Below are 26,462 nucleotides of genomic sequence, written 5' to 3'. Positions count from 1 at the left end.
AAGACCTTACAGGATTACTCAATGATGCCGCTTTAGCGGCATACAAAGTGTATTTTTCAAGAACTTAACCAAGATCAACCGCCTGGCGATCGCATAGTCAGGGAAGCAGCCGCAAGGTGCAGACATGCAGAAACACAATATGACCCGTGAACTGAAAAAACTGACTTCGGCAATCAAAGTGTGGCATTTGGCCTGTGCGGGGATGATTGCCGGACAGGCGATCAGCCCCGCGGCATTCGCCGGGCCCAAAGGCGGCACCATTACCGGCGGCGAGGGCGGTATCACGGTTGAGGACCTGGCCACCATTATCAACCAGGAAACGGATCTGCTTTCCATTGACTGGGAATCCTTCAATATCAGCGAGGAGGAACTGGTCAAATTCCTGCAGCCGGACTCCTCTTCGGTGGTGCTGAACCGCATTCTGGACAGCAATGCCAGTGAAATCCGCGGGCGTATCGAGTCCAACGGCCATGTGATCCTGGCCAACCCCCGCGGTGTGCTGTTTACCGAGACGGCTACCGTCAATGTGGGCGCCATCACCGCCGCCGGCCTGGATATGGACCCGGCGGATTTTATGAACGGCGATTTCGCCTTCAAGGCGGAAGGCGGCAGCGCCGGTGTGGTGGTCAACCGGGGAGTTATCAACGCCGCCAGCGCGGTGTTGGTGGGCAGGCAGATCACCAATGCACCGGGTTCCCTGATCAGCGCGGAAATGGTCAGCCTCGCCGCCGCCGACGAGGCGGTGCTGACCTTCGATGCCGATGGCCTGATCGGTGTGCAGGTCACCAAGCAGGTGATGGAGAACGACCTGGGTATCGACACCGCCGTACTCAACCAGGGCCAAATAGACGGCATCAAGGTGCTGATGGAGGCCAGTGTCTCCGGGGACCTGTTCACCTCGGCGGTAAACAACGAAGGCGTGGTGCGTGCCCGGGGTATCGACACCAGTGGTGGCACCATTCGCCTGACGGGTTCCGGTTCCTCTGTGGTGAACAGCGGGGTCCTGGACGTCTCGGGCAATACTGGCGGCCTGGTGGTTGTGGAGGGCGACAGCGCCGTGCACAGCGGTGAAATCGCCGTGCGCGGAGAAACCGGCGCTGGCGGCCGGGCCCATGTGCTGGGAGGCGAGGTCAGTGTCAGCGGCAGTATCGACGCCCGCGGCAGCGCCGGCGGTGGTGAGGTATTGGTCGGCGGCGGCTACCAGGGCAAGGACAGTGAAATTCGCAATGCCAAAAACACCACTGTAACGGCCGAAGCCGATATCGATGCCAGCGGCATGGGCCAGGGCGACGGTGGTGAAGTGGTTGTCTGGGCCGACGACAGCACCTATTTCGCCGGCAGCATCCGCGCGGAATCCGGTGAATTGGGTGGTGATGGTGGCCTGGTGGAAACCTCCGGCAAGGGGACGCTGAGCTTTGGCCACGACGATATGTTCGTTTCCGCCAGGGCGCACGCCGGTGGCGCGGCCGGGGAGTGGTTGATTGATCCCGGTTGGTTCCGGATTGAGAAGGAGGGGGACTGCCCGGCTACTAATTGCCTGGATACCGTGACGATCACCAGTACCCTTGGTGGTGGGAGTGACTTAACGATAAAAGTTAGCGAAGGCGCCCACCCTGAAATCGATGGCAGTCCGGTAGAGGGAGATAATACCGACCTGGACAGCATTCTGGTCGCTGCGAGTCTGGCCTGGAAAGGTGACGGTAACGACGGTAACGGTAACAGTGCGATATTAACCTTGGACGCTTCCGGCTCCGTACAGATAGGAGAAGATGCCGGAGAAGGCGTAAATATTAGCGGTAACGGTGCGGATGACGGTCTCCGCATAATCGCAAACGATTTCAAGATCACCGACGGTTCCAGCGTTACGGTTGCTGATCTGGATGTCTACCTGAAGGATTCCATCACCAATAACGGTAGCATAAAAGCAGGCGCCCTTGAGCTTTTTGTTGGCAGTGAAGTTGAGGTTGATGGCGGGGAAGTTGTAAGTGTTACCTCACTGGATGTTTCCACGGACAACTTACTGGGCGACCTGAGTATTACTGGTGAGGATACGATAAGCACGGTGACAGGCGGTCTGGGCTCGGACAAATTCACTTTGTCCAATGCCGCTGACACTCTTGAGATCAATGATACAAATAAATTTATCCTGAATAGCCAGATTCAGTTTGAAAGTGTGGAGGTCGTAGATGCCGGATCCGGTTCCGACACCATTATCGGCAGGGACGGTGATGATACTACTGCCGGTGAAAGCTGGCTGGTGGGTGTGGATGGAGTACAGGCCGACGGCCTAACCTTCCTGTCCACGGAAGAATTCATCGCAAATAGCTCCAGTCTTACCGCTTCCGCCACGGACAAGACCTTCCAGCTTCGGAAGGAGTATGACGCGGATCTCGATGCGGATGTTCCCTACTTGTCTTATGCCGGATACAAATTCAAGGGCCTGTCTTCCGCCAGTAGCGTAAGTGAGCTGGATGTAGATTTTGTATTGGATGCCAGCGGCCAGGATTCCCTGGTAACGATAAATTCCGCCCATGAATTGGCGGCCGAAGGAATAAGCTTTTCCAATATTGGTGAGGCGAAGCTGGTCAATCTTGCCGGAAGCACGGGTAAGAATGAATTTACGATAGATAGCGATGGCGTCTTGTCTGATGGAAACATAGATTTCACTGAGGTGGAGAACGTCTCCGCCGACGCCGATGATACTCTTGATTCCTCGGTCGCACTGTGGCTCTCTGAAAATGATGAAAACGGCATTGGAGACAATAAAGTTTCAACAAGCAATATTGAAGGCACAGGTATTGCGTTTTCGGGAATAGATGACGTAGCCGTCGGGACATTGAATGGCGCCAGTGTTGGTACGAATAGTTTTGTTATCAATAGTGATAACAAAGTGGAATCAAATAACATCATCTTTTCCGGGGTTGGTTTTGTTAATGGCGATGCAGGAGCTGAAAATACTGTAGATACCGTTGCGGGTATTACTTGGGAATTGGGGGCTGCTAATAGCAGTGTCAAAGCAGTACTCGGCGAAAATTCAAGCCTGGAATTCACTGGTATTGACGAAGTAACCACCAAAGATGCCATTGTGGATGGAACAAAAAATACTACCGCTGATTCCTTCACCTATAACGGCGGAGTTCTGGGGCTAGCAAGCTATGGACTTGAATTTAGCGATATCGCAGAAGTAAAGGCGAGTATCGGTGATGGCTCCACCCTGAGTAGCGACCAAGCTGTATGGAACCTGGTGGACGGTGCCGGGAACCAGGTAGACGCCGGCGACGGGGTAAGATTCAACGGAATCGATGAAATCAGTACTACTGCGACTGGTAACCCCTCTCTGAATGGCACATCGGAGGATGATGAGTTCAATATCCTTGCCGCAAACCGGGTTGATGTTCACGGTATCATCTTCAATGGTATAAAAAAGGTGGATGGCAAAGGCCATATAACAGCTTATGGCGACTATGTGGTAGCGGACAGCCTCACTGTGGATAATGGAAATGCCAGTGAGCCAAATGGAAAACTATCCGGCATATCCTTTAGTGGAACAGAAAGCTTTTCCGCAAAGAAAATAGTTGTTGAGGATAATATTGATGCCACTTGGTCATTTAATGACGATGGTGATGTAAATTATTCATCCTTAGAGGTTAGTCACCTGTTTAAGGGGGTTGAAGCTGTAGAGGCGGGTGGCGGTAGCGATATCGTCACAGGGGCGACCGACGAAAGCTGGACCATAACCGGAGTCAACTTAGCAACAAACAACAACGTCAGTTTCCAGAACGTCGAGGATCTGGAGTTCGTCGGTGGCGTTGATGGCGTTTCCAATATCATGGCAAACACCGGATTCGATGACTTCCAGGTGAAACAGGAAGGTGAATCCGTCTTCGTGGAAATCGCCGGGATGAAAATCGCCGGAGCCAATAGCTTTGAGTCTCTGGATGCTGGATATGGCTCCCTGTCGGCAGATACTGTCTTTTTTGAGGGTGCCATCCGCGAGCTCAAAGTGAAACCGGATGAGCTGACTGAGTGGACCTTCTCGGGAATCAATGATGTTACCGCTTCCACCCTGAACGCTGATTCCGGTTCCCTGGCGTTTACCACCGGTGTTCAGGATGGTGACTTAAGTGTATCTGATATCGATTTTCACGGGTTGTCATTGGTTGACGTCGGAGTTTCCACGGGGAATTCCTTGATAGTCAATTCCATGGCTGATACTTCCGCCTCTGTAAATATCTCCTCGGAGGATAATTCCTTATCCAGCAAGGGTATTGAATTCCTGGGAATTGAAGATGTCTCCGGTTTTGTTTCTGAAGCTAATGTGCAGTACAGCTACAAGATCGAAGGTTCAGTGAATCATGCTGAGAAACTGACGATTACTGGAGAGAATGCTGTCAATTGGAATTTGACTGATGACGACAGCATCCGCTTCGCCAACGTTGACGAGATCGATGGTGGAGTTTCGCCTAATGACGGTGTGGCCGACATGATTGTGGCCATTGGCGAAGTAACCCTGACTGATACCGCTAAGCAGATCAACAGCAGCGGCATAATTTTTAGAAATATAGATGAGGTGGATGGCGGAACCTTGCTGTCATCGGGCATGGGCGATGCCTATGTGATAGAGGGTGTTCATCAAGTCGCGGCCAATGAAATCAAATTTTCCGATATTCTGAAAGTGAATGGTAATGCGGATGATACAGTTACGGGCCTGGATGGTACCAAATGGACATTCGATGAAAATGGCGATGTGGTCGGCAGCCAGATCTCCTTTGTTGATATCACGGACTTTACTGCTACTAATTCCAGTTTCGAAGCCGATGCTGTCTCCCTGACAGGCGATGCCAACGCAGTTAAGTACAATGACGGTATTCTCTTTAGGGGCCTGGTTTCCGTTACCACTTCCACTCTCAATGGCACAGTTGGCAGCGATGCTTTTGTGATTTTGGATGGGGTTTCGAATGTCGAGGCCAATGGCATTGAGTTCTCCGGAGTTACCAGCGTCGTTGCTCAGGAAGCGACTGGTGACAACGATACCGTAACCAGCCTTGCTGGTTCTGAGTGGGAACTGGACACGGTCGAGAACAACGGGATTTCATTTTCCGGTATAGAATTTGTAGATACTAAGTTCGGTACCTTGACGGGTACCGATAGCGCGGACAATTTCACTCTCAATACCGATGGCGGCGTAATAGCGGGTGATGTTGTTTATGGCAGCCTGAGAACGGTAAACGGCGGCGATGGTGACGACAATCTGGATGCGCTGCTTTATGTCGCGGGCCTGGAGATCACAGTCAATGATTACGAAGTAAAGGCCAACGGCCTGGATCTAGCCTTTACCAGTATTCAAACTGCCGATAGCAATGTCCTGGCCGGCACCAGTGGAAACGATTTATTTTCCCTGGATTCTTCAGGTGATCTCAATGCCAAAAGTATCCTTGCAGACGCTACGATTCGCTTCAAAGGCGTTTCGACCATCAACGCTGGCGACGGAAATGACACACTGACAGTCGCCGGGGATAGCCTCGCTTTTGAGGTAGCTGGTGCAAATATACTGACCTTTGACGCCATTACCGCCAATGGATTGGACCGGTTGGAATATACGGATGCCGGGACTGGAGCCGGTGGCAGCGCCACTGGCGCTGCGGGCGCAAACTGGCTGCTGGAAGCAGCCGCCGGCGAGGTAGAAAACAACGGCATCACCTTGGCGGGCGTGAGTACCTTTGCGGCCTCCGACGGTGCGGGCCTGGTTGGTCGCACCGGCAGCGCGGAGACTTTCGACCTGCGGGACAATGGGGATGTCCAGGTTCACGGGCTGACTTTCCAGAACCTGTCCTCCGTCGATGGCGGCAGTGGTGAGGTAACGGACACCGTAGCGCTGCAGACTTCCAGTGCAGCAACCCTTACCGGAAAGAATGGCGAAGCCAAGATCCTCGATATCCTCTTCAGTGATATCGAGGAGGTGACCAACGGCACGATTCAGGTCTCGGGCATCGCTGACGAATTTATCATTCAGGACACGAATAAGGTCAAGGCCAACAATATTGCTTTCTCCGACATCACCACTATCAGCGATCTCGGTGAGGGCGACACTGTGATTGGCGTAGCGGGAGACGGCTGGACCCTGAATGGTACGTCCGGCCAAGCAAAAAGTAGCGGGATTACTTTTGTCGGTAAGTATTCGGTGAGCGCGGAAGATTCGGTTCTTACCGGTGATGCCGCAACGTTGGAAACCTATACCCTGACCAATGATGGTTCTACAACCGTACAAGTGGACGATATTAAGTTTACCGGTCTTTCTTCCGTGAATGGCGGAGGCGGTGACAACCTGAATGCGGGCGCTTACAGTGATTGGCTCGTCCTGACGGGTGAGCCCCAAGGGCTGAAAACCAAGGATGAGACACTGGCGTTTGCGGGTATGGAAAATGTGGTCGCCACTTCTTTGGAAGGGACTGAAAATGCGGATGTTTTCAACGTTCGCGTTGTAAATGGAGAACTGACTACATCCTCTTATCAAATGAACTTTACCGGCCTGACGGAAGTCGACGCGGGGTCGGGTTTTGAATGGGATAGAGTCGAAGTTACCGGCGGAACTTATGAATGGGATTGGTGGTCAGGAACTGCGCGAGTATTCGATCAGATTGATTTCAGCAGTATCGAATGGGTTACCGGTAGTGACTACGAAGTAATAACCTCTGATCAGAACGATGAGTTGACAGTCGTCGGGGAAGACGCTGTTGAAGTCAACGGGGTTCGTTTTGAAGGGTTTGATTTTATTGATGCCAAGGGCGGGGACGATACAGTAACCGGCTTTACAGGGCAAGATTGGACTTTATTGGGCTGGGAGACAGCTGAAAACAACGGCATCACTTTTGAAAACGTAGAATTCCTGATTGCGGTAGAGGGTGGGGGCCTGTTTGGCACCACGCAAGTCGACTTGCAAGATGGAAGCGATAACTTCACGCTGCTGCAAAACGGTCATATCGATGTCCTGGGTATGGATGTGGAAGGTATGACCCGGGTGGTTGCGGGCGGCGGCGCCGATAGCCTGAATGCCCTGGCTTACGTCGACGGTCTCTCGCTGTCCGACAGCAAGGCGGTTAAAGCCGGAGACCTGGAATTTACCGGCATCGATAGCGCTCAGGTTAATGCTCTGGAGACCACCGCTGATCCGGAGAGTTTACAGGTCACCGGCCAGGGCGCCCTGAGTATTGCCGATATCGACTTTAGCGGCCTCACCTCAGTTACCGATACCGGCGGCAGCGACACACTGAGCAGCACCGCCGCTGCCTTTGGATGGTCTCTCGCAGATGACAGCCTGAACGTTACCCACGCGGGCATCATCTTCTCCGGAGTGGAATTCTTCTCCGGAGGCAACGGCATCCTGCAGGGCGGCTCAGCCAGCTCCAGCTATACAATCACCGACAGCGGCGCGCTGACCGTAGACGAGATCCGTTCCTTCAGCGGCTTGGGCGAGGTGCAGGCTCAGGGGGGCGAGGATAGCCTGGCCACCATTGATAAAGTCTCCCTGACAGACAGCAACGGCGCATTCCACACAAGCGATATCGACTTTACCGGTATTGTTTCCCTGAATGCCGCCGACTTGGTGGGAACCGGGAATGCTGACAAATTCCAGATGGAAGGTGATAGTAAGCTCAGTATCTACGATCTCACCATTTCCGGTATCGACACCTTGGATGCCGGCAGCGACGGCGATACCGTGGCGGGCCGAACTGCCCAAGGCTACCAGTTGAACGACGATGGTTCCGTCACGCACGACGGCATCAACTTCACCGGCGTCCAGTTCTTCGAAGGTTTGAAGGCGGCGCTGGTGGCCACCACTGGGAATGAGACCTTCACTTATTCCACTGGCGTGGAAGTTGAATCAGTGGAAGTGGACGGGCGTACTTTCACCGGCCTCACTTCTGTAAATGGCAATGGCGGCACCGATACTCTCGCGGCCGAAGGTTACAGCGGCACCCTGGTGCTGAGTGGCGCCAAGAATGCACTGACAAACGAAGATGAAATCCTCACTTTCAGTGGCATGACGAATGTGAAGGCCACCGATCTGCGCGGTACCGTCGGCGCGGATACTTTCGGCGTGTCCCAAAGCGGAGACCAGGTGGAAGTTTCCATTTACGATATGACCTTTACCGGCCTCAGCGACGTCGATGCTAGTGACGATAACGATACGGTCAATATCTCCAATGGCAACGCACAGATTACAGGAGAAGAGACGGTTTCCGTTTTCGATATCACCTTCTTCGACATTGAAGTTGGTACCGGTAGTGGTTACGACGTTTCTGCCACCAATGGTGATGATGTATTCAACGTTACCGAGAGTGGCGGTGTCAGGATCAGTGGTATCGTCTTTGACAGCTTTGGCACAATCAATGCCCTGGGTGGGAACGACACGGTAACCGGAGCTACAGGTAAAGACTGGACTTTGTTGGGGTGGAAGGAAGCCGAAAACAACGGCATCACCTTTGAAAACGTAGAATTTCTGATAGCGGCCGAGGGCGGCCTGATGGGCACCACCCAGGTCGACTCGCAAGATGGAAGCGATGACTTTGTGCTGTTGCAAAACGGTCATATCGATGTCCTGGGTATGGATGTGGAAGGCATGACCAGGGTAGTTGCGGGCGGTGGTACCGATAGCCTGAATGCCCTGGTTTATGACGGCGGGCTCTCTCTGTCCGGCAGTAAGGCCGTTACTGCTGGTGACCTGGTGTTTAGCGGTATCGATAGTGTTCAGGTTGAGTCCTTGCAGACTTCTGGCGACGTAGAAGATTTTGATGTTACCGATCTGGGAGCCCTTAGCGTTGCCGATATCGACTTTACCGACCTCACCTCAGTTACCGATACCGGCGGCAGCGACACACTGAGCAGCACCGCCGCTGCCTTTGGGTGGTCTCTCGCAGATGACAGCCTGAACGTTACCCACGCGGGCATCATCTTCTCCGGAGTGGAATCCTTCTCCGGAGGCAACGGCATCCTGCAGGGCGGCTCAGCCAGCTCCAGCTATACAATCACCGACAGCGGCGCGCTGACCGTAGACGAGATCCGTTCCTTCAGCGGCTTGGGCGAGGTGCAGGCTCAGGGGGGCGAGGATAGCCTGGCCACCATTGATAAAGTCTCCCTGACAGACAGCAACGGCGCATTCCACACAAGCGATATCGACTTTACCGGTATTGTTTCCCTGAATGCCGCCGACTTGGTGGGAACCGGGAATGCTGACAAATTCCAGATGGAAGGTGACAGCAAGCTCAGTATCTACGGTCTTACCATTTCCGATATCGACACCCTGAATGCCGGCAGCGACGGCGATACCGTGGCGGGCCGAACTGCCCAAGGCTATCAGTTGAACGACGATGGTTCCGTCACGCACGACGGCATCAACTTCACCGGCGTCCAGTTCTTCGAAGGTTTGAAGGCGGCGCTGGTGGCCACCACTGGGAATGAGACCTTCACTTATTCCACTGGCGTGGAAGTTGAATCAGTGGAAGTGGACGGGCGTACTTTCACCGGCCTCACTTCTGTAAATGGCAATGGCGGCACCGATACTCTCGCGGCCGAAGGTTACAGCGGCACCCTGGTGCTGAGTGGCGCCAAGAATGCACTGACAAACGAAGATGAAATCCTCACTTTCAGTGGCATGACGAATGTGAAGGCCACCGATCTGCGCGGTACCGCCGGCGCGGATACTTTCGATGTGTCCCAAAGCGGAGACCAGGTGGAAGTTTCCATTTACGATATGATCTTTACTGGCCTTGGCAGCGTCGATGCCAGCGACGATGAGGATACGGTTCAGGTCTCCAATGGCAATGCACAGATTACAGGGGACGAGACCCTTTCCGTCTTCGACATTACCTTCTCTGACATTGAAGTTGGTACCGGCAGTGGTTTCGATGTGTCTGCCACCGATGGCAATGATGTATTCAGCGTTACCGAGAGTGGCGGCGTCAAGATCAGTGGTATCGCCTTTGACAGCTTTGGCACAATCGATGCCTTGGGCGGAAATGACAGGGTAACCGGCGCCGACGGTTTCGACTGGTACCTGAAGGGTGAACATTCGGCCGAGAATAACGGCATCACCTTCTTGAACATGGAGGAACTGATCACCGTCAATGCAAATCTTCTGGGCATAGACGATGCCAGCGTAACGGAAAACTTTACCCTGATATCGGAGGGCGTGGTCGATGTCTGGGGCATGCGCGCCAGCGGCATGGCTCAGGTAAACGCCCGTGCGGGAACCAGCGACCTGAACTTCGGCGAAGACTACACCGCGACACTCTCCCTGAACGATGCCAACAACCAGTTGGAAGATGGCGACCTGCTGTTTACCGGCATCGACAGTGCCAGCGTTCCCACACTGAACACCTCCGGCGGCGTGGATGCAATTTCTGTGACCGGTGAGAACAAACTCACGGCCGCCGGTATTGATTTCCGCGATGTGTCCATCGTCGCCGATACCGGCAGCAGGGACACCGTCAATAGTGCCGTTACCAACCGCGATTGGGTGCTCCGGGACAACGGTCTGGATGTGGAACACGCGGGCATTACCTTCTCCGCTGTGGAATCCTTCTCAGGTGGCAACGGTATCCTGCAGGGCGGCATTGCTAGTTCTGATTATGCGGTGACCGCAAGTGGATCGGTTTCCGTGGACGGCTTGCGCTTCTTCAGCGACTTGGCCGAAGTGCAGGCTCAGGCGGGCGGCGATGATCTGGCCGCGCTGGAAACCGTTACCCTCACTGACGGCAGTGGGGCATTCAGCACCAGCGGCATCAACTTCACCGGTGTCGAAACCCTGACCGCCGCAGACCTTGAGGGCACCGTCGCTGACGACGAATTCACCCTGCTCGCGGACAGCAGCCTCAGGATTTACGGTCTCACCATTTCCGGCATCGATACCCTGGACGCGGCAGCGGGCAGTGGCGACAGAGTGGTCGGCCGCAATGGCATCGGCTACCAGTTGAGCAGTAATGGGGCGGTTACCCACGACGGCATCCTCTTCAGCAATACCGAGATGTATGAAGGTGTGGGCGCCGACTTGACCGCTAGCGACGCGGATGACCATTTCACCATGACTGCCGCCGACGCCGTGCGCCTGGAAGCCACGGGGCAGCAATTCAGCGGCCTCGTCAGCGCCAATACCGGAGTGGGTGCAGATACAGTTAGTGCCCTGGGCGCAGTTGCCGTAACCGGCAGCAAGGCGGCCACTGCCGGAGAGATTGCTTTCAGTAATATCGAAACGGTCAGCGGCACCGGCGCCCTCAGCGCAACCGGCGGTGCGGACTCTTTCACCATCGCCGCCACCGGCGAACTCGACAGCTACGATATCCGCTTCGAAGATGTCACTTCCGTGGCTGCGGGCGGGGGCGAAGATACCGTGCAGGGCCTGGGTGAATCCGGCTGGGAACTGGACGAAAGCGATAAGGCGCTCAGGCACGCCGGAATGGCCTTCACCGGCCTGGATGTCGCCAGCGGCGGCAATGGCGTACTGACCGGTTCCGCTGCCGCCGAGCAATTTACCGTGAGCGCGGCCAATCAGGTCACCGCCAAGGGCATCCAGTTCGATACCGTGAGCCTAGTCGACGCCGCGGGCGGCGCGAACAGTGTGGTTTCCATAGACGGTGAAACCTGGGTGCTTGGTGCGGACAATCGCTCCGCTTCAGCATCCGGCATTCAGTTTGCCAACGTCGATACGATCAGCGGTAGTGCCCTGAACGTTGATGCCGCCACCAATAACAGGAGCGACGACTTTGTTCTGGAGGGTGGCGCTCTGACCGTGCGCGCAATCGAGTTCGCCTCCGTCAGCAACGTAAGCGCCGGTGCCGATGGTGGCGACGCAGTTACCAGCAGCGCTGGCGAGTGGCAGCTTGCAGGTGGCGAGAACACCGAAGGTGAAGTTTCCACCGGCGGTGTCAGCTTCACCGGCATGGATCGGGTCTTTACCGAAAATGCCCTCCTGCGGGGCAGTGGTACCGCCGAACACTACGCCCTCAACGGCGAGGGGGCGCTCAGCGTAAGCGGCATGGCCTTTGAAGGCATTGCCGAAGTGGAGGCTGGCTCGGGCAGAGACTCGCTGCAGGGCACTGGCGGCGCCGATGAGTTTGACTTGGCTGGCAGCGGCGATATCAGCGTTGCCAGTATCCGCTTCGGCGGCGTGGAAAGCGTTGACGCTGGGGGCGGCGGAGATACCGTCAATGCCGAGGGCGCGAGTTGGACCTCCGTGGCCAGCGGTGATGCCCTGGTCGAAGGCGGCGCGGTGGCCGCCATCAACAGCCTGGAAGTCCTGTTTGAGAACCTTGAACAGGTCAACGGCGCCGGCAGCTACGCAGGCCTGGATATTGATGGTGAATACCTATTCGACAACCTGAATTCCGCCACCATCGGTGGCGTAGCTTTCGCGGATCTGGAGTCCATCGTGGCCGGCAGTGGCAACGATGCGTTCTTCGCCGCGGACATAGACGCAAACTGGAGCCTGGACACCGGCGGCGGCTTGGTGACCAGCGAAGGCGCTTCCCTGGTGTTCAGCGGCTTCGAATCGATTTTCGCCGGCAGCGGCGTGGATCAGTTCATCCTCTCCGGCGGGCAACTGGCCACCCTCGATACCGGCGCCGGCAGCGATTCGGTTCTGCTTACCGGCACTGCTATTGCGAGCTTGTCCCTGGGCGACGGCAACGACCTGTTGCAGGTGGACAGCGACAGCAGCCAGAGCGTCGCACTCGACGGCGGCAGCGGCGAAGATGAATTCCAGCTGCGCATCGACGACAAAACCTGGCGGATCTTCAGTAGTGACGACTTCAGCGTTGGTAGCTTCCAGTTCTCCGCTTTCGAGTTGGTGGAGAACGGCAGTGACAACCTGAACGTGGAAACCGACCAGGCCTTTGATTTCTTCCTGGGCGACAGCGCCGGCCTTCACTTCACCGGCAGCGATATGCGTATGCACTACAACGGCAGCGGCAATGTGAACATCGTCAATATCGGCAACCAGACCATCGGCGGGGGCGCCCAGGCGAAAAGGCTGGATCTCACCACCGCCGGCGATGTGGATATCACCACCGATGTCGAAGTGCTGAACATTCAGGGCAGTGGCGATATCGATATTGTGGTAGTCGCCGAACAAGACTTGGTGATCGACGAGATCAACGCGGGTCGGAACGGCACTATCGCCATCGACAGTGCCCGTTTCGGCAGCCTCACCGCGGAAACCTACGGCGATACCCACCTCACCGGGCGCACCGTGCAGCTCGGCTCCGAGCTGCAGCAGTGGTCTGTAATCGGCAGCGCCATCAATCCGCTGCGCATGGACGTTACCGAATCCGTGGATATCGTTTCCATCACTTACTTCCAGCCGGACTTCATTAATCAGGTCCCCGCGTTCAGCGCCAGGGGTGACGAACTGCAGTCCATAGCCGGTGCCCAGGCCGCCCAAGGCCTCAAGTCTGCCGTGCAGAATGCAGTGGAAGACTTCACCCAAGTAGACCCGGGCATCTTCACCGCCGTGCCGCCGTACAGCGCCGGTGTGGAGGTGGTGAATGCACCGGAAATGGCGTTGAACGCCGACGGCCTGCATCCGGTTTACGGGCCTGCTGCGGAAGAAGACGAGGACGACCTGGAGGAGCGCATGCGCGAAGACTTGCCTTCGGTTGACGGCGCGCGGGTATCTGGCGGTCGGTAAAGAGAATTTTGGCAAGCAGTTTAGTGGGAATTATTGAAATGTCCGGAGTAGTACACCAGAAGGATTACCGCGGGTTCGTTTATTTTCACCCGAGTACCAAGGGGCATGAGGGTAAGGCGGTCTTTATCGATAAAGGCCTGTTGAGGCGTTTTATGGACCTGGTGGACACCTCTACCGAAGAGGGCAGGCTATTGGCTGTGAAGGTGACCGAGCTGAAATCCAAGGCTGCCGGCTTCGAATCCGCCAGCAATATCAGCGACGGATTCAGTCACCGGCAAACCTTTGGCAGCGTGGAGGTGACCTACGCGGTTTTTCAGACTCGGGAAGCGATGTTCTGGTCGATGCGGCCACTAACAACGCTGACGATAACTTTGTACTGGATGACACCGGACAATCACTCAGTGTGCGCGGAATCGACTTCTTCTCGGTTGGCAGTGTCGTCGCTGGCGCCGACACGGGAGATTCCGTAAGCAGTAATGCTACCGACTGGCAGCTGACCGGGACCGACGGGGAGTTGGTCGTCAACGACGTCACCTTGTCGGGTATCGACCAGGTGATCACCGCTAACGCGCTCTTGAGCGGCACTGCCAATAGCGAGACCTTTGCCCTCGCGGGCGAGGGGGCTCTGAGCGTCGCCGGTATGGCATTCGAAGGCGTTGCCCGGGTGGCGGCCGGCGGCGGCAGTGACCTGTTGCAGGGCACTGCCGCCGCGGACAATTTCGAGCTGGCAAGCTCCGGAGACATCAGCGTTGCCGGTATCAGTTTCAGCGGCCTCGAGACCGTAGGTGCGGGCGGAGGTGCGGATACCGTCAATTCCAGCGGCGCCAACTGGACCTCGGTGAGCAGCGACGACGCACTGGTAGATGGCAGTGCCCAGGCCGAAGTCAACAGCATAACGGTGCTGTTCGAGGACCTGGAGCTGGTCAACAATACCGGAACCTACGTAGGGCAGGATATCGACAGTGAATACACTTTCAGCAGCCTGGACACCATGTCCGTCGGTGGAACTACATTCGCTGGCCTGAACAGCTTCACCGCCGGAAGCGGAACGGATGTACTTCACGGTGCGGATATAGATACGCAGTGGTCGGTAAATGCCTCCCAGGGCACTATCAGTAGCGATGGGGAATCGCTGGTCTTCAATGGCGTGGAGTCGATAGTCGCGGGTAGCGGTGCCGACCGGTTCACCCTTTCCGGCGGTGAATTTACGTCAATAGATAGCGGCGCAGGTAACGATACGGTACTGCTTGCCGGAACCAGCCTGGAGACGTTATCCCTGGGCGAGGGCAATGATCTGCTGCAGGTCGATGCCGACAGCAGCCAGGAGGTAATGCTCGACGGCGGCAGCGGCGATGACCAGTTCCAATTCAATATCGCCGGCAAGACCTGGCAGATTTCCGGCAGTGGTGATCAGGTTGGGAACTTCCAGTTCTCCGGCTTCGAGTGGCTGGACAACAACACCGGCAGCCTGACCCTGGAAACCGACCAGAACTTTGATTTCGTAAGTGGTGGCAACAGTTCGGCCAGCTTTAACCGCAATGGTGCCGGAATTCTGTTCACCGGCAGCGGTATGCGCTTGGGGTATGACGGCAGCGGCGACCTCACCATTACCAGTATGGGTACGGAAACCATTGGCGGGGATTTGCAGGCAAACCGCGCGGATCTGGTCATCTCCGGTAATGTCGATATCGAAACCGATGTGAATATAATTGCTATCCATACCTCCGGAGACGATATCGATGTCGCCGTACTGGCCCAGGGCGATCTGGTTATCGACGAGATCAACGCAGGCCGCGGCAATATCACGTTGAACAGCGCCAGCTTCGGCAGCCTTACCGCGGAAACCTTTGGCGATACCCACCTGACGGCCGGAACGGTGAATCTGGGCTCTGAACTGGAGCAATGGAGCATCATCGGCAGCGCGATCAACCCCCTGCGCATGGATGTGTCGGAGTCGGTCGACATCATTTCACTGAGTTATTTTGAGCCGGACTTTGTTGGTGGTGTGCCAGCCTTTACCGGTACGGGTAACCAGCTGCAGTCTGTAGCCGGGGCCCAGGCTGCCCAGGGGCTCAAGTCCGCGGTGCAAAACGCTGTCGAGGATTTTGTTCAGGTGGACCCGGGTATTTTCAGCGCGGTAAACCCATACAGCACCGGCGTGGACGCGGTCAATACACCGGAAATGCGGATAAGCGGGGGAGAACTGCTGCCTGTGGCCGCATCGACGGCGCCCGGCGATGAGGTTGAATTGCCGCACGGGCCCGAAGAGTTTGAAGAGGATGAAAAGCCGTCTGAGCGGGAAGGTAAACGTACAGCGCTGGCGCCAGGGAATGCGGGAGGATGATCCCGGATATCCCGTTTGGTGAGCATCCCGGCTTTCAGGATGCTGCTCTGTAACTTGCAACTGATAACAAAGCGGCTGCCTTAAGGCAGCCGCTTTGTTATTTGGTGGTGTTCAGAATGATCAGTGTTTGCGTACTGAGTTATATGTGGCGAGCCCAGCATACAGCCTGTGCTTGAATACGCAAAACGCCATTCAGAACCGGGTCTTAATACAGATAGACTGCACCACTTTGCTGCGCGCTATTGTCGTCCTGGTCCCCGTTTATTCCTGTTGCCGCACTGTCTTCCAGGGTTGCGGAAACCGCGAGAGTCTTGCCGTCGCCGGATAGTGCTAACGAGTTGCCGAACCAATCACTCTTATCTGTATTGGAAGCCTTCATGTAGGCTTGTTGTTGCCAACTGCCATCGGCGAGCGTAAATAAATAAGCGGCGCCACTAAACCTGGCTGAATCACCGCTTTGGTCGCCGTTGATTCCTGTAGCTAAACTTTCCTCCTCCTCGGCACCGATAGCGAGTGTTTTACCATCAGTCGACAGGGAAAGGCTGCTGCCGAATCCACCAGCAGTGCTGGCGTTGGAAGCTACCAAGCGGACGGGTTCTTGCCATTCCGCTCCACTTCGCTCGAATACATAGACAACACCGTCGATGGTGGGATCACTGTCAACACTGTCCTCACGGCTGCTTATTGCGATAGTATTTCCGTTCCCGGATATTGACGTGCGCCAGCCGAAGATACCACCGTTACTGGTATTGGGAGACTTCAGGTATGCCTGCTGCCGCCATGTCTCCCCGCTTTGGATATAGACGTAGGCGGCACCTCCGCTACTTATACTGTTATCGCTTTGATCACCGTCAATACTGGTGGCGCCGCTGTCTTCGCCTATAGCTCCGACAACCAGGGTTTTGCCGTCGCCGGATAGTGCCAGTGACCAGCCGAAACGGTCCCCGTCATCCCACGGGTTTTCCCCCCCGTCCGTATTGGAAGCCTTCAAGTAAGCCTGTTGCTGCCAGTTGCCGTCCACCTGCGTAAACAGGTACACAGCGCCGCTTCTTGATGCGCTGTTGTCGTTCTGGTTTCCGTCTATCCCGGTTGCCGCACTGTCTTCACCCGTTGCCCCAACGGCCAGGACCTTGCCGTCAGCGGATAAGGATAAAGAATGGCCAAAGAAGTCTGCGATGTCGCCATTGGAGGCTTTCAGGTAGGCCTGCTGTTGCCAGCTATCTTCGCTGCGGACAAAGATATAGGCCGCGCCGCTGTTTGCTGTGCTGTTGTCGCCCTGATCGCCGTCGACTCCGCGAGCTGCACTGTCTTCCCGCCGCGCGCCTACGGCCAGGGTATTGCCATCGGCGGAGAGAGACACACTGTGCCCAAAGTCCTCTTCGGCCTCGGCATTGGAGGCCTTCAGATAGGCCTGCTGCTGCCAGATGCCTTCCTGCCGGGTAAAGACATAGACGGCACCGCTCTGCTCCGCGCTGAAATCATCCTGGTTTCCATTGACGCCAATACCTGCGCTCCTTTCATCCGGGCCGCCTACGGCGAGCGTAGAGCCGTCGGCAGACAGGGACACGATGCCGAAGAAAATTTCACCCAGATATTCGGTGCCCTGGGTATTGGATGCCTTTATATAGCCTATGGCTTCCTCCAGGTTGCCACTTACGGCGACTTCATCGGAATCGGTACAGCCGGCGTCGTTACAGGCCTGCAGTATATAGCTGGCGTTGATCCGTTCAGGCAGGAAGACCATCAGCCCGTATTCCGTGGTTTCCGCATCCAAACTGGCGATGGGTTCATAGCCGGATACGCCGTCCGGGTTTTCGAGCAGGTGATATTCCTCCGCACCGTTTACCGCCTCCCAGCTGAACTGGAAGGTTTTGATAGGTTGGGGCTCCATGGTTAGCGTAGGTTGTTCCGGCGGAGGCTCCGGCTCCTCGCCGCCGCTGCTGGAGGAGCTGCTGCTCGAGCTGCTACTGCTTGAGGAACTGCTACTGGAAGAGCTGCCAACACTATTATCGCTGCTGCCCCCGCCTCCACCGCAGGCTGCAAGCAGTACCGTTAGCAGCAGCACTGAAAGCTTGCCCGTCACTTGAGCAAGCAAACTCGTTATGTATTGGTGTGATACGGTCATGATCTATTCCTTTTAAGCTGGCTGTACTTGGTCCATTTCAGTGCGTTTTTATCAGTGGTCATAATAAAATGACTTGTATTTAAAGCTCTGTGTTGTTGTTTTCTTATTTTATTCTCGATTATTGTCTGTGTTCTTATGAGTTTGAAGCTCGTGGAATTCCTAGCCCTTTATAATAGAGGACGTTAACCTTGCTTTTAAATGGTTTCCCTCGAATGCGAAGGGCGCCTTTACCTTTGTTGCGCAGAGACACCTTCGCCTGATGAAAATATTGTAATGACCCGGGTCCTGGCTTGATATCGCTTTCGGCCAGCTGCAGTAGGCGGCTGTGGACAATTCGCAACAGGTGGGAGGAGCCAGAAAAGTGGACTCGCCGAGATTCAGGTGGCGGCCTGTGGTTTTCCGTTTCGACGGGGGATTCAAAAGCATGTAGTCAGGTTCCCTGCGAGTAACTCCCTGTCGCAGCTGCGACGATCTGAAATTTTAACTAACTCTCAGAGTATCATCTAGTCGTTCAGCCCTAAGGGGTGATCTGAATCGCATTTCTGACGTAAAGATTACTGGCTGGGCGAGTTGGGATGCGTTGCTCGTTACGAACTTTGTCTTTATGTCGAAGATCTGCATGCTGCGTTTGTCCTGTAAGGAGACCTTGATTCTGCCGCTCACTGAGTTATTTGGAGTCAGACTTTATCGGTAGCGTTCTGGTCTTTACCGGTACAGGTAACGAGCTGCAGTCTGTACGGCACCCAGGCCGCCCAGGGCCTCGAGTCTGCCGTGCAGAATGCGGTGGAGGGCTTCGCCTAGGTAGAGCCGGGCATCTTCACTGCGGTGCCGCCGTACAGCGCCGGTATGGAGGTGTGGATGCACCGGAGATGCGACTCTCTGGTGAAGGGCTTCAATCGGTGGCCGTATCTGCGCCGTCAGACGATGACGGAAACAAATGCACTCTGAGAGTCGGTTGAAGAGCCCTGAATAGGCGGTCGACGCTTCCTCGTGGAAATATGCGAAGATGCACCAAATCGTTCCACCAGGGAGAATAAACCCGTGAGCCAGGACCAAAACGCCCCTCTACGAGAAGACGTCCGCCTGCTCGGCGAGGAGCTCGGCGCGGTACTGCGGGAGCAGGCCGGCGAGCAACTTTTCGATACAGTTGAAACCATCCGCCAAGCCGCCGTGGAAAGCCGCAGCCAGGGTGAGATGCCGGTGAAGCGCCTGCGCCAGCTGCTGGACCCGCTCGACGACGAAACACTGCTGGAAGTGGCGCGGGCATTCAGCCAGTTCCTCAATCTGGCCAATATCGCCGAGCAGCGCCACCGCGAACGCCTGCACCGCCATCACCAGCGCTATCCCGGCGATCCGGATACGGACCGGGGCCTGCGCCAGGTGCTGGCGGAGCTGAAAAAAGCCGGCGTCGGCGAGGATAAGGTCAAGTCGGTGCTGCAAGACTTGTCCGTGGAGCTGGTGCTCACCGCCCACCCCACCGAGGTCACCCGCCGCACCCTGATCCGCAAGTACGACCGGATCGCCGACCTGCTCACCGACCTGGACCGGCCCGATCTCACCGAAGAAGAGGAGCAGGATCTGCGCCGTTACCTGCGCGAACAGATTCTCTCCGCCTGGAGTACCGACGAAATCCGCCGCGAGCGGCCGACACCGGTGGACGAGGCCAAATGGGGCTTCGCCACCATCGAGCAGTCCCTCTGGCAGGCGGTGCCCCGGGGTATGCGCGAGATTGAAGCGGAGCTGGCGCTCGCCGGCCTGGACCCGTTGCCCGCGGACTGGGTGCCGATCCGCTTTGCCTCCTGGATGGGCGGGGACCGGGACGGCAACCCCAATGTCACCGCCGCTGTGACCCGCCAGGTGCTGCTGCTGGCCCGCTGGATGGCCGCCGACCTGTACTTGCGGGATGTGGAAAATCTTTTGGCGGACCTGTCCATGCACCGGGCCAGTGACGAACTGCTGGAACGCACCGGCCCCAGCCACGAACCTTACCGGCTGGTACTGCGCGAGGTGCGCGAGCGCCTGCGCATCACCCGGGCGCGGATGGAAGCCCGGGTGGCCGCCCGCCCGGAACCGGAAGGCGAGGGCTACACCAGCGGCCGGCAACTGTTCGACGAGCTGAGCCTGATAGACCGCTCCCTGCGCGCGGTGGGCCTGTCCGCTGTCGCCGACGGCCAGCTCAAGGACACACTGCGCCGGCTCAACTGTTTCGGCATCACGCTGCTGTGCCTGGATATCCGCCAGGAGTCCACCCGCCATATCGACACGCTGGACGCCATCACCCGCTATCTGGACCTTGGTGGTTATGCGGACTGGGACGAGACACAGAAACAGCAGTTCCTGCTCACCGAATTGGAGAGCCGGCGTCCGCTGGTGGACGAGGCCTTCTATCACAGCGATCTTTGTGATGAAGACGTGCGCGAGGTGCTGGACACCTGCAAGGTGATCGCGGAGCAGGGACCGGAAGGGCTCGGCGCCTATGTGATTTCCATGGCGAGGACGTCTTCCGATGTGCTCGCCGTGATGCTGTTGCAGAAAATCGCCGGTGTGCGCCAGCCGATGCGCGTAGTGCCGCTATTTGAAACCCTCGATGACCTCAACAACGCCGGCGACACCATGCGCGCGCTGCTCGATATTCCGCTGTACAAACAGCGTGTGAGCGACGGTCAGGAAGTGATGATCGGCTATTCCGATTCCGCCAAGGACGCCGGCTTCCTCGGCGCCGCCTGGGCCCAGTTCCGCACCCAGGAAAAGCTCACGGCGATTTTCCACGAACACGGTATTCCACTGACCCTGTTCCACGGCCGCGGCGGTTCCATTTCCCGGGGCGGGGCACCGACCCGCATGGCACTGCTGTCGCAGCCGCCGGGCTCGGTGGCCGGCCGCATCCGCGTCACCGAACAGGGCGAAATGATCCGAGTCAAATACGGCCGCCCCTCGCTGGCGGCCTACAACCTGGAGCAGTATGTGGCCGCCACCCTGGAAGCCACACTGATGCCGCCGGCGGAACCGCGCCCGGAATGGCGCGCGGAAATGGACCGCCTGACCGAAGTGTCGGTGGACGGCTACCGACAGGTGGTGCGCGACGATCCGGCACTGGTGGCCTACCTGCGTACCGTAACCCCGGAAACCGAACTCAGCCGCCTGGCCCTGGGCAGCCGCCCGGCGCGGCGCAAACCCGGCGGCGGGGTGGAAACCCTGCGCGCCATTCCCTGGGTGTTCGCCTGGACGCAGATCCGCCTGATGTTGCCCGCCTGGCTGGGCACCGGCGCGGCGCTGGAAAGCGCGCTGGCCAGCGGCGAGGAAACGGAAATATTGCGCGCGATGGACGAGCAGTGGCCCTTCTTTCAGGGCGCCGTGGATATGCTGGAGATGGTGCTCGCCAAGACCGACACCCGGGTCGCGTCCTGGTACGAGGAGCGGCTTACTGACGAGAAGGAGCTGATCCGCCTCGGCGACACACTGCGCGAGCACCTGGCCGACACCGTGGCAGCACTGCACCGCCTCACCGGCCACGACAGCCTCCTCGACAACAACCCGGTGATGCGCTGGTCGATCCGCGTGCGCGATCCCTATACCGATCCGCTGCATCTGCTGCAGGCGGAACTGATGGCCCGCCTGCGCGAACGGGACGCGGACCCGGTGCTGGAAAGTGCGTTGATGGTAACCATCGCGGGAATCGCCGCGGGGATGCGCAACACCGGATGATGCGGCATGGGATTTCGGTGAGAGTCAGTGACTACTCACCCCGGGGGCCGGAGAAGAATACTGGAGTTTGATGCGAAGGCCCCGATGCCGGTGGCTGTTTGGGAAATGATTGACTCGGGCCATCCATGGCCCTTGCCCTTCGGGCGCCTACGGCGTCCAAATCGGCTGTCCTGCCGATTTGTGCCGATCAGGCTTTTTCCCGAATGGCCACCGGCAGCGGTGCCTGGCCTTGGCTTAGTGGTGACGAGGCCAAATAAAAAGGCCGACTCTCGCGAGTCGGCCTTTTTTGAATATGGTGCCCAGGAGAAGACTTGAACTTCCACGACCGTAAGGCCACTAGCACCTGAAGCTAGCGCGTCTACCAATTCCGCCACCTGGGCAAATTCAACGGTGTGCCCCGTTGAGGTCGCGAACTATAGAGATTTGCCCCGGGGGTGTCAACGGTCAATTTGCGTTTGCTTCGTCGTCGTTCGCGGGAGTCGGGATAGGGCGGGAAATGGCTTATACTGCCTGCAATGCGACCTTCTGCCGCGGCCCTTGGCGCCGTTACTGGCCGAGCCCCGTGTCGCAATCTACCAATCCCCGGACCCTGTCCCGGGAGCCGCCGCAGACCGGCGGTCACCTCGAACAACGGATGCTGCTTTGACTCAAAAGAAACCCACACACCACACCCAGGCCGATCCCCACGCCGAGCGCGAGGCCGAGAAGTACGAGAAACCCGTTCCCAGCCGCGAGTACCTGCTGCAACTGCTGGAGCAGCAGCCGGGCCCGGTATCCTGGGAGACGGTGGCCGACGCCCTGGATATCCAGGACGAAGACCGCCGCGAGGGGGTGCGCCGACGCCTGATCGCCATGTCCCGCGACGGCCAGATCGCCAGCAACCGCGCCGGCGACTTCGGCGTGCTGGACAAGATGAGCCTGGTGCGCGGCCGCGTCATCGGCCACCGGGATGGCTTCGGCTTCGTCTCCCCCCGGGATGGCGGCGACGACCTCTATCTCTCCCACCGCCAGATGCGCAAGGTGTTCGACGGCGACGAAGTGCTGGTGCGCGAGACCCCCGGCGGCTTCCGCGGCAAGCGGGAAGCGGCGGTGGTGCGGGTGATCAAGCACAACACCCGGGAGCTGGCCGGTCGCCTGTTCCGCGAGAACGGCATCTGCTTCGTGCGCCCGGACAACCCGCGCATCAACCTGGACATCATGGTGGCGGCGGAAAAGACCGCCGGCGCCAGTCACGGCCAGTATGTGGTGGTGAATGTCGTCACCCAACCCAGCCGCACCAGTCTGCCCCAGGGCGAAGTAACGGAAGTGCTCGGCGACCACCTGGCGCCGGGCATGGAAATCGATGTCGCCATCCGTAACTACGGTATCCCCCATACCTGGCCGGCGGGACTCCAGAGCGAAGTGGACGCCATTGCCGACGAGGTGAGAGAAGAGGACAAGGTCCACAGGGTCGACCTGCGCCAGCTGCCGCTGGTCACCATCGACGGCGAGGACGCCCGCGACTTCGACGATGCCGTCTTCTGCGAGGTATTAAAGGACGGCAGTTGGAAACTGCTGGTGGCCATCGCCGACGTCTCCCACTATGTGCGCCCCGGCAGCGCCCTGGACGAGGAAGCCCACAGCCGCGGCAACTCGGTTTACTTCCCGGACTTCGTAGTGCCCATGCTGCCGGAGAAGTTGTCCAATGGCCTCTGTTCCCTCAACCCCGACGTGGACCGGCTGTGCATGGTGTGCGAGATGCACATCGACGTCGACGGCCGCATCCTCGATTACCGCTTCTTCGAGGGAGTGATGCGCAGCCACGCGCGCCTCACCTACTCCCAGGTAGGGCAGATGATCGAGGAGCGCGGCAAGCGCAGCAGCGGCCTGCGCAAGCAATTCGCCGCGCTCACCCCGCACCTGGACAACCTGCACGACCTCTACAAGGCCCTGCGCGGGGCCCGCGACCGCCGCGGCGCCATCGACTTCGAAACCACCGAGACGCGGATTATTTTCGATGAGAGCCGCAAGATCGAGCGCATAGTCCCGGTGCAGCGCAACGACGCCCACAAGCTGATCGAGGAGTGCATGCTCGCCGCCAACGTCTGCGCCGCGGAGTTGATGGAGCTGTCCGAACTGCCGATACTCTACCGGGTGCACGATACCCCCAAGCAGGAGAAACTCAGCAACCTCCGCGAATACCTGGGCGAACTGGGCCTGCGCCTCCCCGGCGGCGCCGAACCCCAGCCCAAGGACTTCCAGGCACTGCTGGAATCCGTGGAGGGGCGCCCGGACGCGCACATTATTCAGATGATGCTGTTGCGCTCCATGAATCAGGCGGTCTACCAGCCGGAAAACCGCGGCCACTTTGGCCTCGACTATCACGCCTACGCCCATTTCACCTCTCCCATCCGCCGCTACCCGGACCTGCTGCTGCATCGCGCCCTGCGCTGGCTGATCCGCAATGGCAGCGCCAATGAGCGCATGGTGGAAAAAAAGATCCATGTAGAGCCTGGGGCCAAGGCGCTGCCGCGGGAGCGCATCCTCCCCTACGATATGCCCGCCATGGTGCAACTGGGCGAGCATTGCTCCATGACCGAGCGCCGCGCCGACGACGCCACCCGCGATGTGGTCAGCTGGCTCAAATGCGAGTACCTGCAGGACCATGTCGGCGAGGTCTACCGTGGCGTGGTCAGCGCCGTTACCGGATTCGGCCTGTTCGTGGAGCTGGAGGATCTCTACGTGGAGGGCCTGGTCCATGTCACCGCCCTGCCCAAGGACTATTACCGCTTTGAACAGGCCCACCAGCGCCTGATCGGCGAGCGCAGCGGCGCCCGGTATCATCTGGGAGACCTGGTCACCGTGCAGGTGGCGCGGGTGGATCTCGAAGAGCGCAAGGTGGACTTCGCCTTCGGCGAGCTGCTGAGCAAGAATAAAAAAAAACAAAAAAGCCCAGGGAAAATCCGCAAGTTAGCGCGCGCGCTATGGAAATGGCCGTGGAGCACCAGCGCGAGCGCGAAAGGCGAGGCCGAGACGCCGCCGGAAAAACCCCGAAAGGAAAGGAGGGAAAGACCAGCCCCTGGACCAGGCGCGAGGAAATCCCGGGGAAGGCGACGCCCTTCCGCAAACGCAAAGTCGGCTCCACCGAAGCGCAACCGGTAGAGGCCCAGCCGGAAAAAACACCCGCCCCGGAAGAGGGGGAAGCCCCGCGCAAAAAGCGCGGCCCCAAACGCACCCCAACCCGCAAGGGTGGCAAGCGCCCGTCGGTAGCCGCGCGCAAGGCCGCACAAAAAGCGGAAAAGGCCGGTGCCAAAAACGGTAAGGGGAAAAAGAAAAAAGCCGCTAAGGGCAAGAAGAAAAAGTAATATCGGTTTTCGGGAAAACTGTAGAGCGGATAAGCGCTACAAAGCCTGAAAGATTAGCTCCCCTCTCCCGCTTGCGGGAGAGGGGCCGGGGGAGAGGGTATTCCCAATCCCGCCACATCGTCAGTAAATAACACCAATGTCCAAGGAAATCATCTACGGCCTCCACGCCGTACAAGCACTGCTGAAAGGCTCCCCCCAACAAGTACAGGAGCTACTCCTGTTGCGCGGCCGCAAAGACCAGCGCCTGCAGAAAATTCTCAAACAGGCGGAACAAAACGATATTCCCCTGCGCTTTGTCGACCGCCGCACCCTGGACGAAAAAGCCGGCGACGAAGGCAACCACCAGGGCGTGATCGCCCTTTGCGTCGGCGAAACCAAAGTTCACGACGAGCGCTTTCTGAAAGATCTCTTGCAGGAACTGGAACAGAAGTCCGAAGCCCCGTTCCTGCTGGTCCTCGACGGCGTCACCGACCCCCACAACCTCGGTGCCTGCCTGCGCACCGCCGAGGCCGCCGGCGTACACGCCGTGATCGCCCCCAAGGACAAATCCGCCGGCCTGACACCCACCGCCAGAAAAGTCGCCTGCGGCGCCGCGGAAGTGCTGCCCTTTGTCACCGTCACAAATTTAGCGCGCACATTGCAGCAGTTACAGCAGGCGGGAATATGGATTTTCGGCGCTGCCGGGGAGGCGGAGCAGGATATCTACCAGAGCCAGCTCACAGGCCCCATGGCCCTGGTAATGGGCGCCGAGGGTTCCGGTCTGCGCCGGCTGACCCGGGAAAACTGCGACCACCTGATCAGGATCCCCATGGCCGGGGAGGTGAGCAGTTTGAATGTCTCGGTAGCTACCGGTGTATGTCTGTTTGAAGCGGTTCGGCAACGAACAGGCTCAAAGTAATCCCTAACCTGAATGCCACTAAGTTAAGGTCGAGGCGGCAGGACCTTAGCATCACGCTTTTTGTAGGAGCCTGCTTGCGGGCGAATTGAAGGCGCGGCAAGACATCGGGAATATTCGCCAGGCAGATTTTGCTCCTGAAAAAATTGCATTTTTGCTGGGCGGCATTCCGCTGGGCAGTACCCCGCTATCCCTGGCGGTCACAGCAGGCTCCTAGAGCGCAAATTTCCAGCGTAGAAGCAGCTTGGGAATAACTATTGACCGGCACTCACATCCGCCGGGAAACTGCTGTTCGGTTCCGAAAGTGGCCAGCACCTACCCGTCACAAAGATACCCTGCATCCACAAACGTAAAACGAAGTGGGTATC

General features: G+C 57.8%; 7 protein-coding genes and 1 tRNA gene. 6 read left to right on the top strand and 2 right to left on the bottom strand.

The window, feature by feature from the left end; genetic code table 11:
- The first annotated feature begins 124 nt into the window (after positions 1-124).
- From PP263_RS13820 to PP263_RS13810, 3 genes are read left to right on the top strand one after another with little or no spacing between them, the layout of a single operon-like run.
- On the top strand, positions 125-13,681 hold the full coding sequence (locus PP263_RS13820) for a filamentous hemagglutinin N-terminal domain-containing protein (protein ID WP_308364143.1): 13,557 nt from the start codon (positions 125-127) through the stop codon (positions 13,679-13,681).
- Positions 13,682-13,719: 38 nt separating this feature from the next.
- Positions 13,720-14,151 carry a hypothetical protein gene (locus tag PP263_RS13815; RefSeq protein ID WP_308364141.1) on the top strand — a complete coding sequence of 144 codons (432 nt, stop codon included), beginning with the start codon at positions 13,720-13,722 and terminating at the stop codon, positions 14,149-14,151.
- The gene (locus PP263_RS13810; protein ID WP_308364140.1) at positions 14,085-16,025 is read left to right on the top strand and encodes a hypothetical protein; all 1,941 of its coding nucleotides are present in this window, start codon (positions 14,085-14,087) and stop codon (positions 16,023-16,025) included. Before PP263_RS13815 ends, PP263_RS13810 begins: the two co-directional genes overlap by 67 nt.
- A gap of 205 nt (positions 16,026-16,230) precedes the next feature.
- Here PP263_RS13810 and PP263_RS13805 read toward each other — a convergent pair whose 3' ends face one another.
- Complete coding sequence (locus PP263_RS13805; protein WP_308364138.1) at positions 16,231-18,150, bottom strand: FG-GAP repeat protein; 1,920 nt, start codon at positions 18,148-18,150, stop codon at positions 16,231-16,233.
- Between the two features lie 1,041 nt (positions 18,151-19,191).
- Here PP263_RS13805 and ppc point away from each other — a divergent pair.
- Complete coding sequence (ppc, locus tag PP263_RS13800; protein ID WP_308364137.1) at positions 19,192-21,855, top strand: phosphoenolpyruvate carboxylase; 2,664 nt, start codon at positions 19,192-19,194, stop codon at positions 21,853-21,855.
- A 293-nt stretch (positions 21,856-22,148) separates the two neighbouring features.
- Here ppc and PP263_RS13795 read toward each other — a convergent pair.
- Positions 22,149-22,235 (bottom strand) — tRNA-Leu (locus PP263_RS13795).
- A 262-nt stretch (positions 22,236-22,497) separates the two neighbouring features.
- Here PP263_RS13795 and rnr point away from each other — a divergent pair.
- Together rnr and rlmB are read left to right on the top strand one after the other, a co-directional pair.
- Complete coding sequence (gene rnr, locus PP263_RS13790; RefSeq protein WP_308364135.1) at positions 22,498-24,996, top strand: ribonuclease R; 2,499 nt, start codon at positions 22,498-22,500, stop codon at positions 24,994-24,996.
- Between the two features lie 339 nt (positions 24,997-25,335).
- Positions 25,336-26,097: a 23S rRNA (guanosine(2251)-2'-O)-methyltransferase RlmB gene (gene rlmB / locus PP263_RS13785; protein ID WP_308364134.1), complete on the top strand. Its 762-nt coding sequence runs from the start codon at positions 25,336-25,338 to the stop codon at positions 26,095-26,097.
- Positions 26,098-26,462 lie beyond the last annotated feature (365 nt).

It is taken from the genome of Microbulbifer sp. TB1203 (assembly GCF_030997045.1).
In the GTDB taxonomy this organism is placed as follows: domain Bacteria; phylum Pseudomonadota; class Gammaproteobacteria; order Pseudomonadales; family Cellvibrionaceae; genus Microbulbifer.
This window is presented reverse-complemented; position numbering and strand designations above follow the sequence as displayed.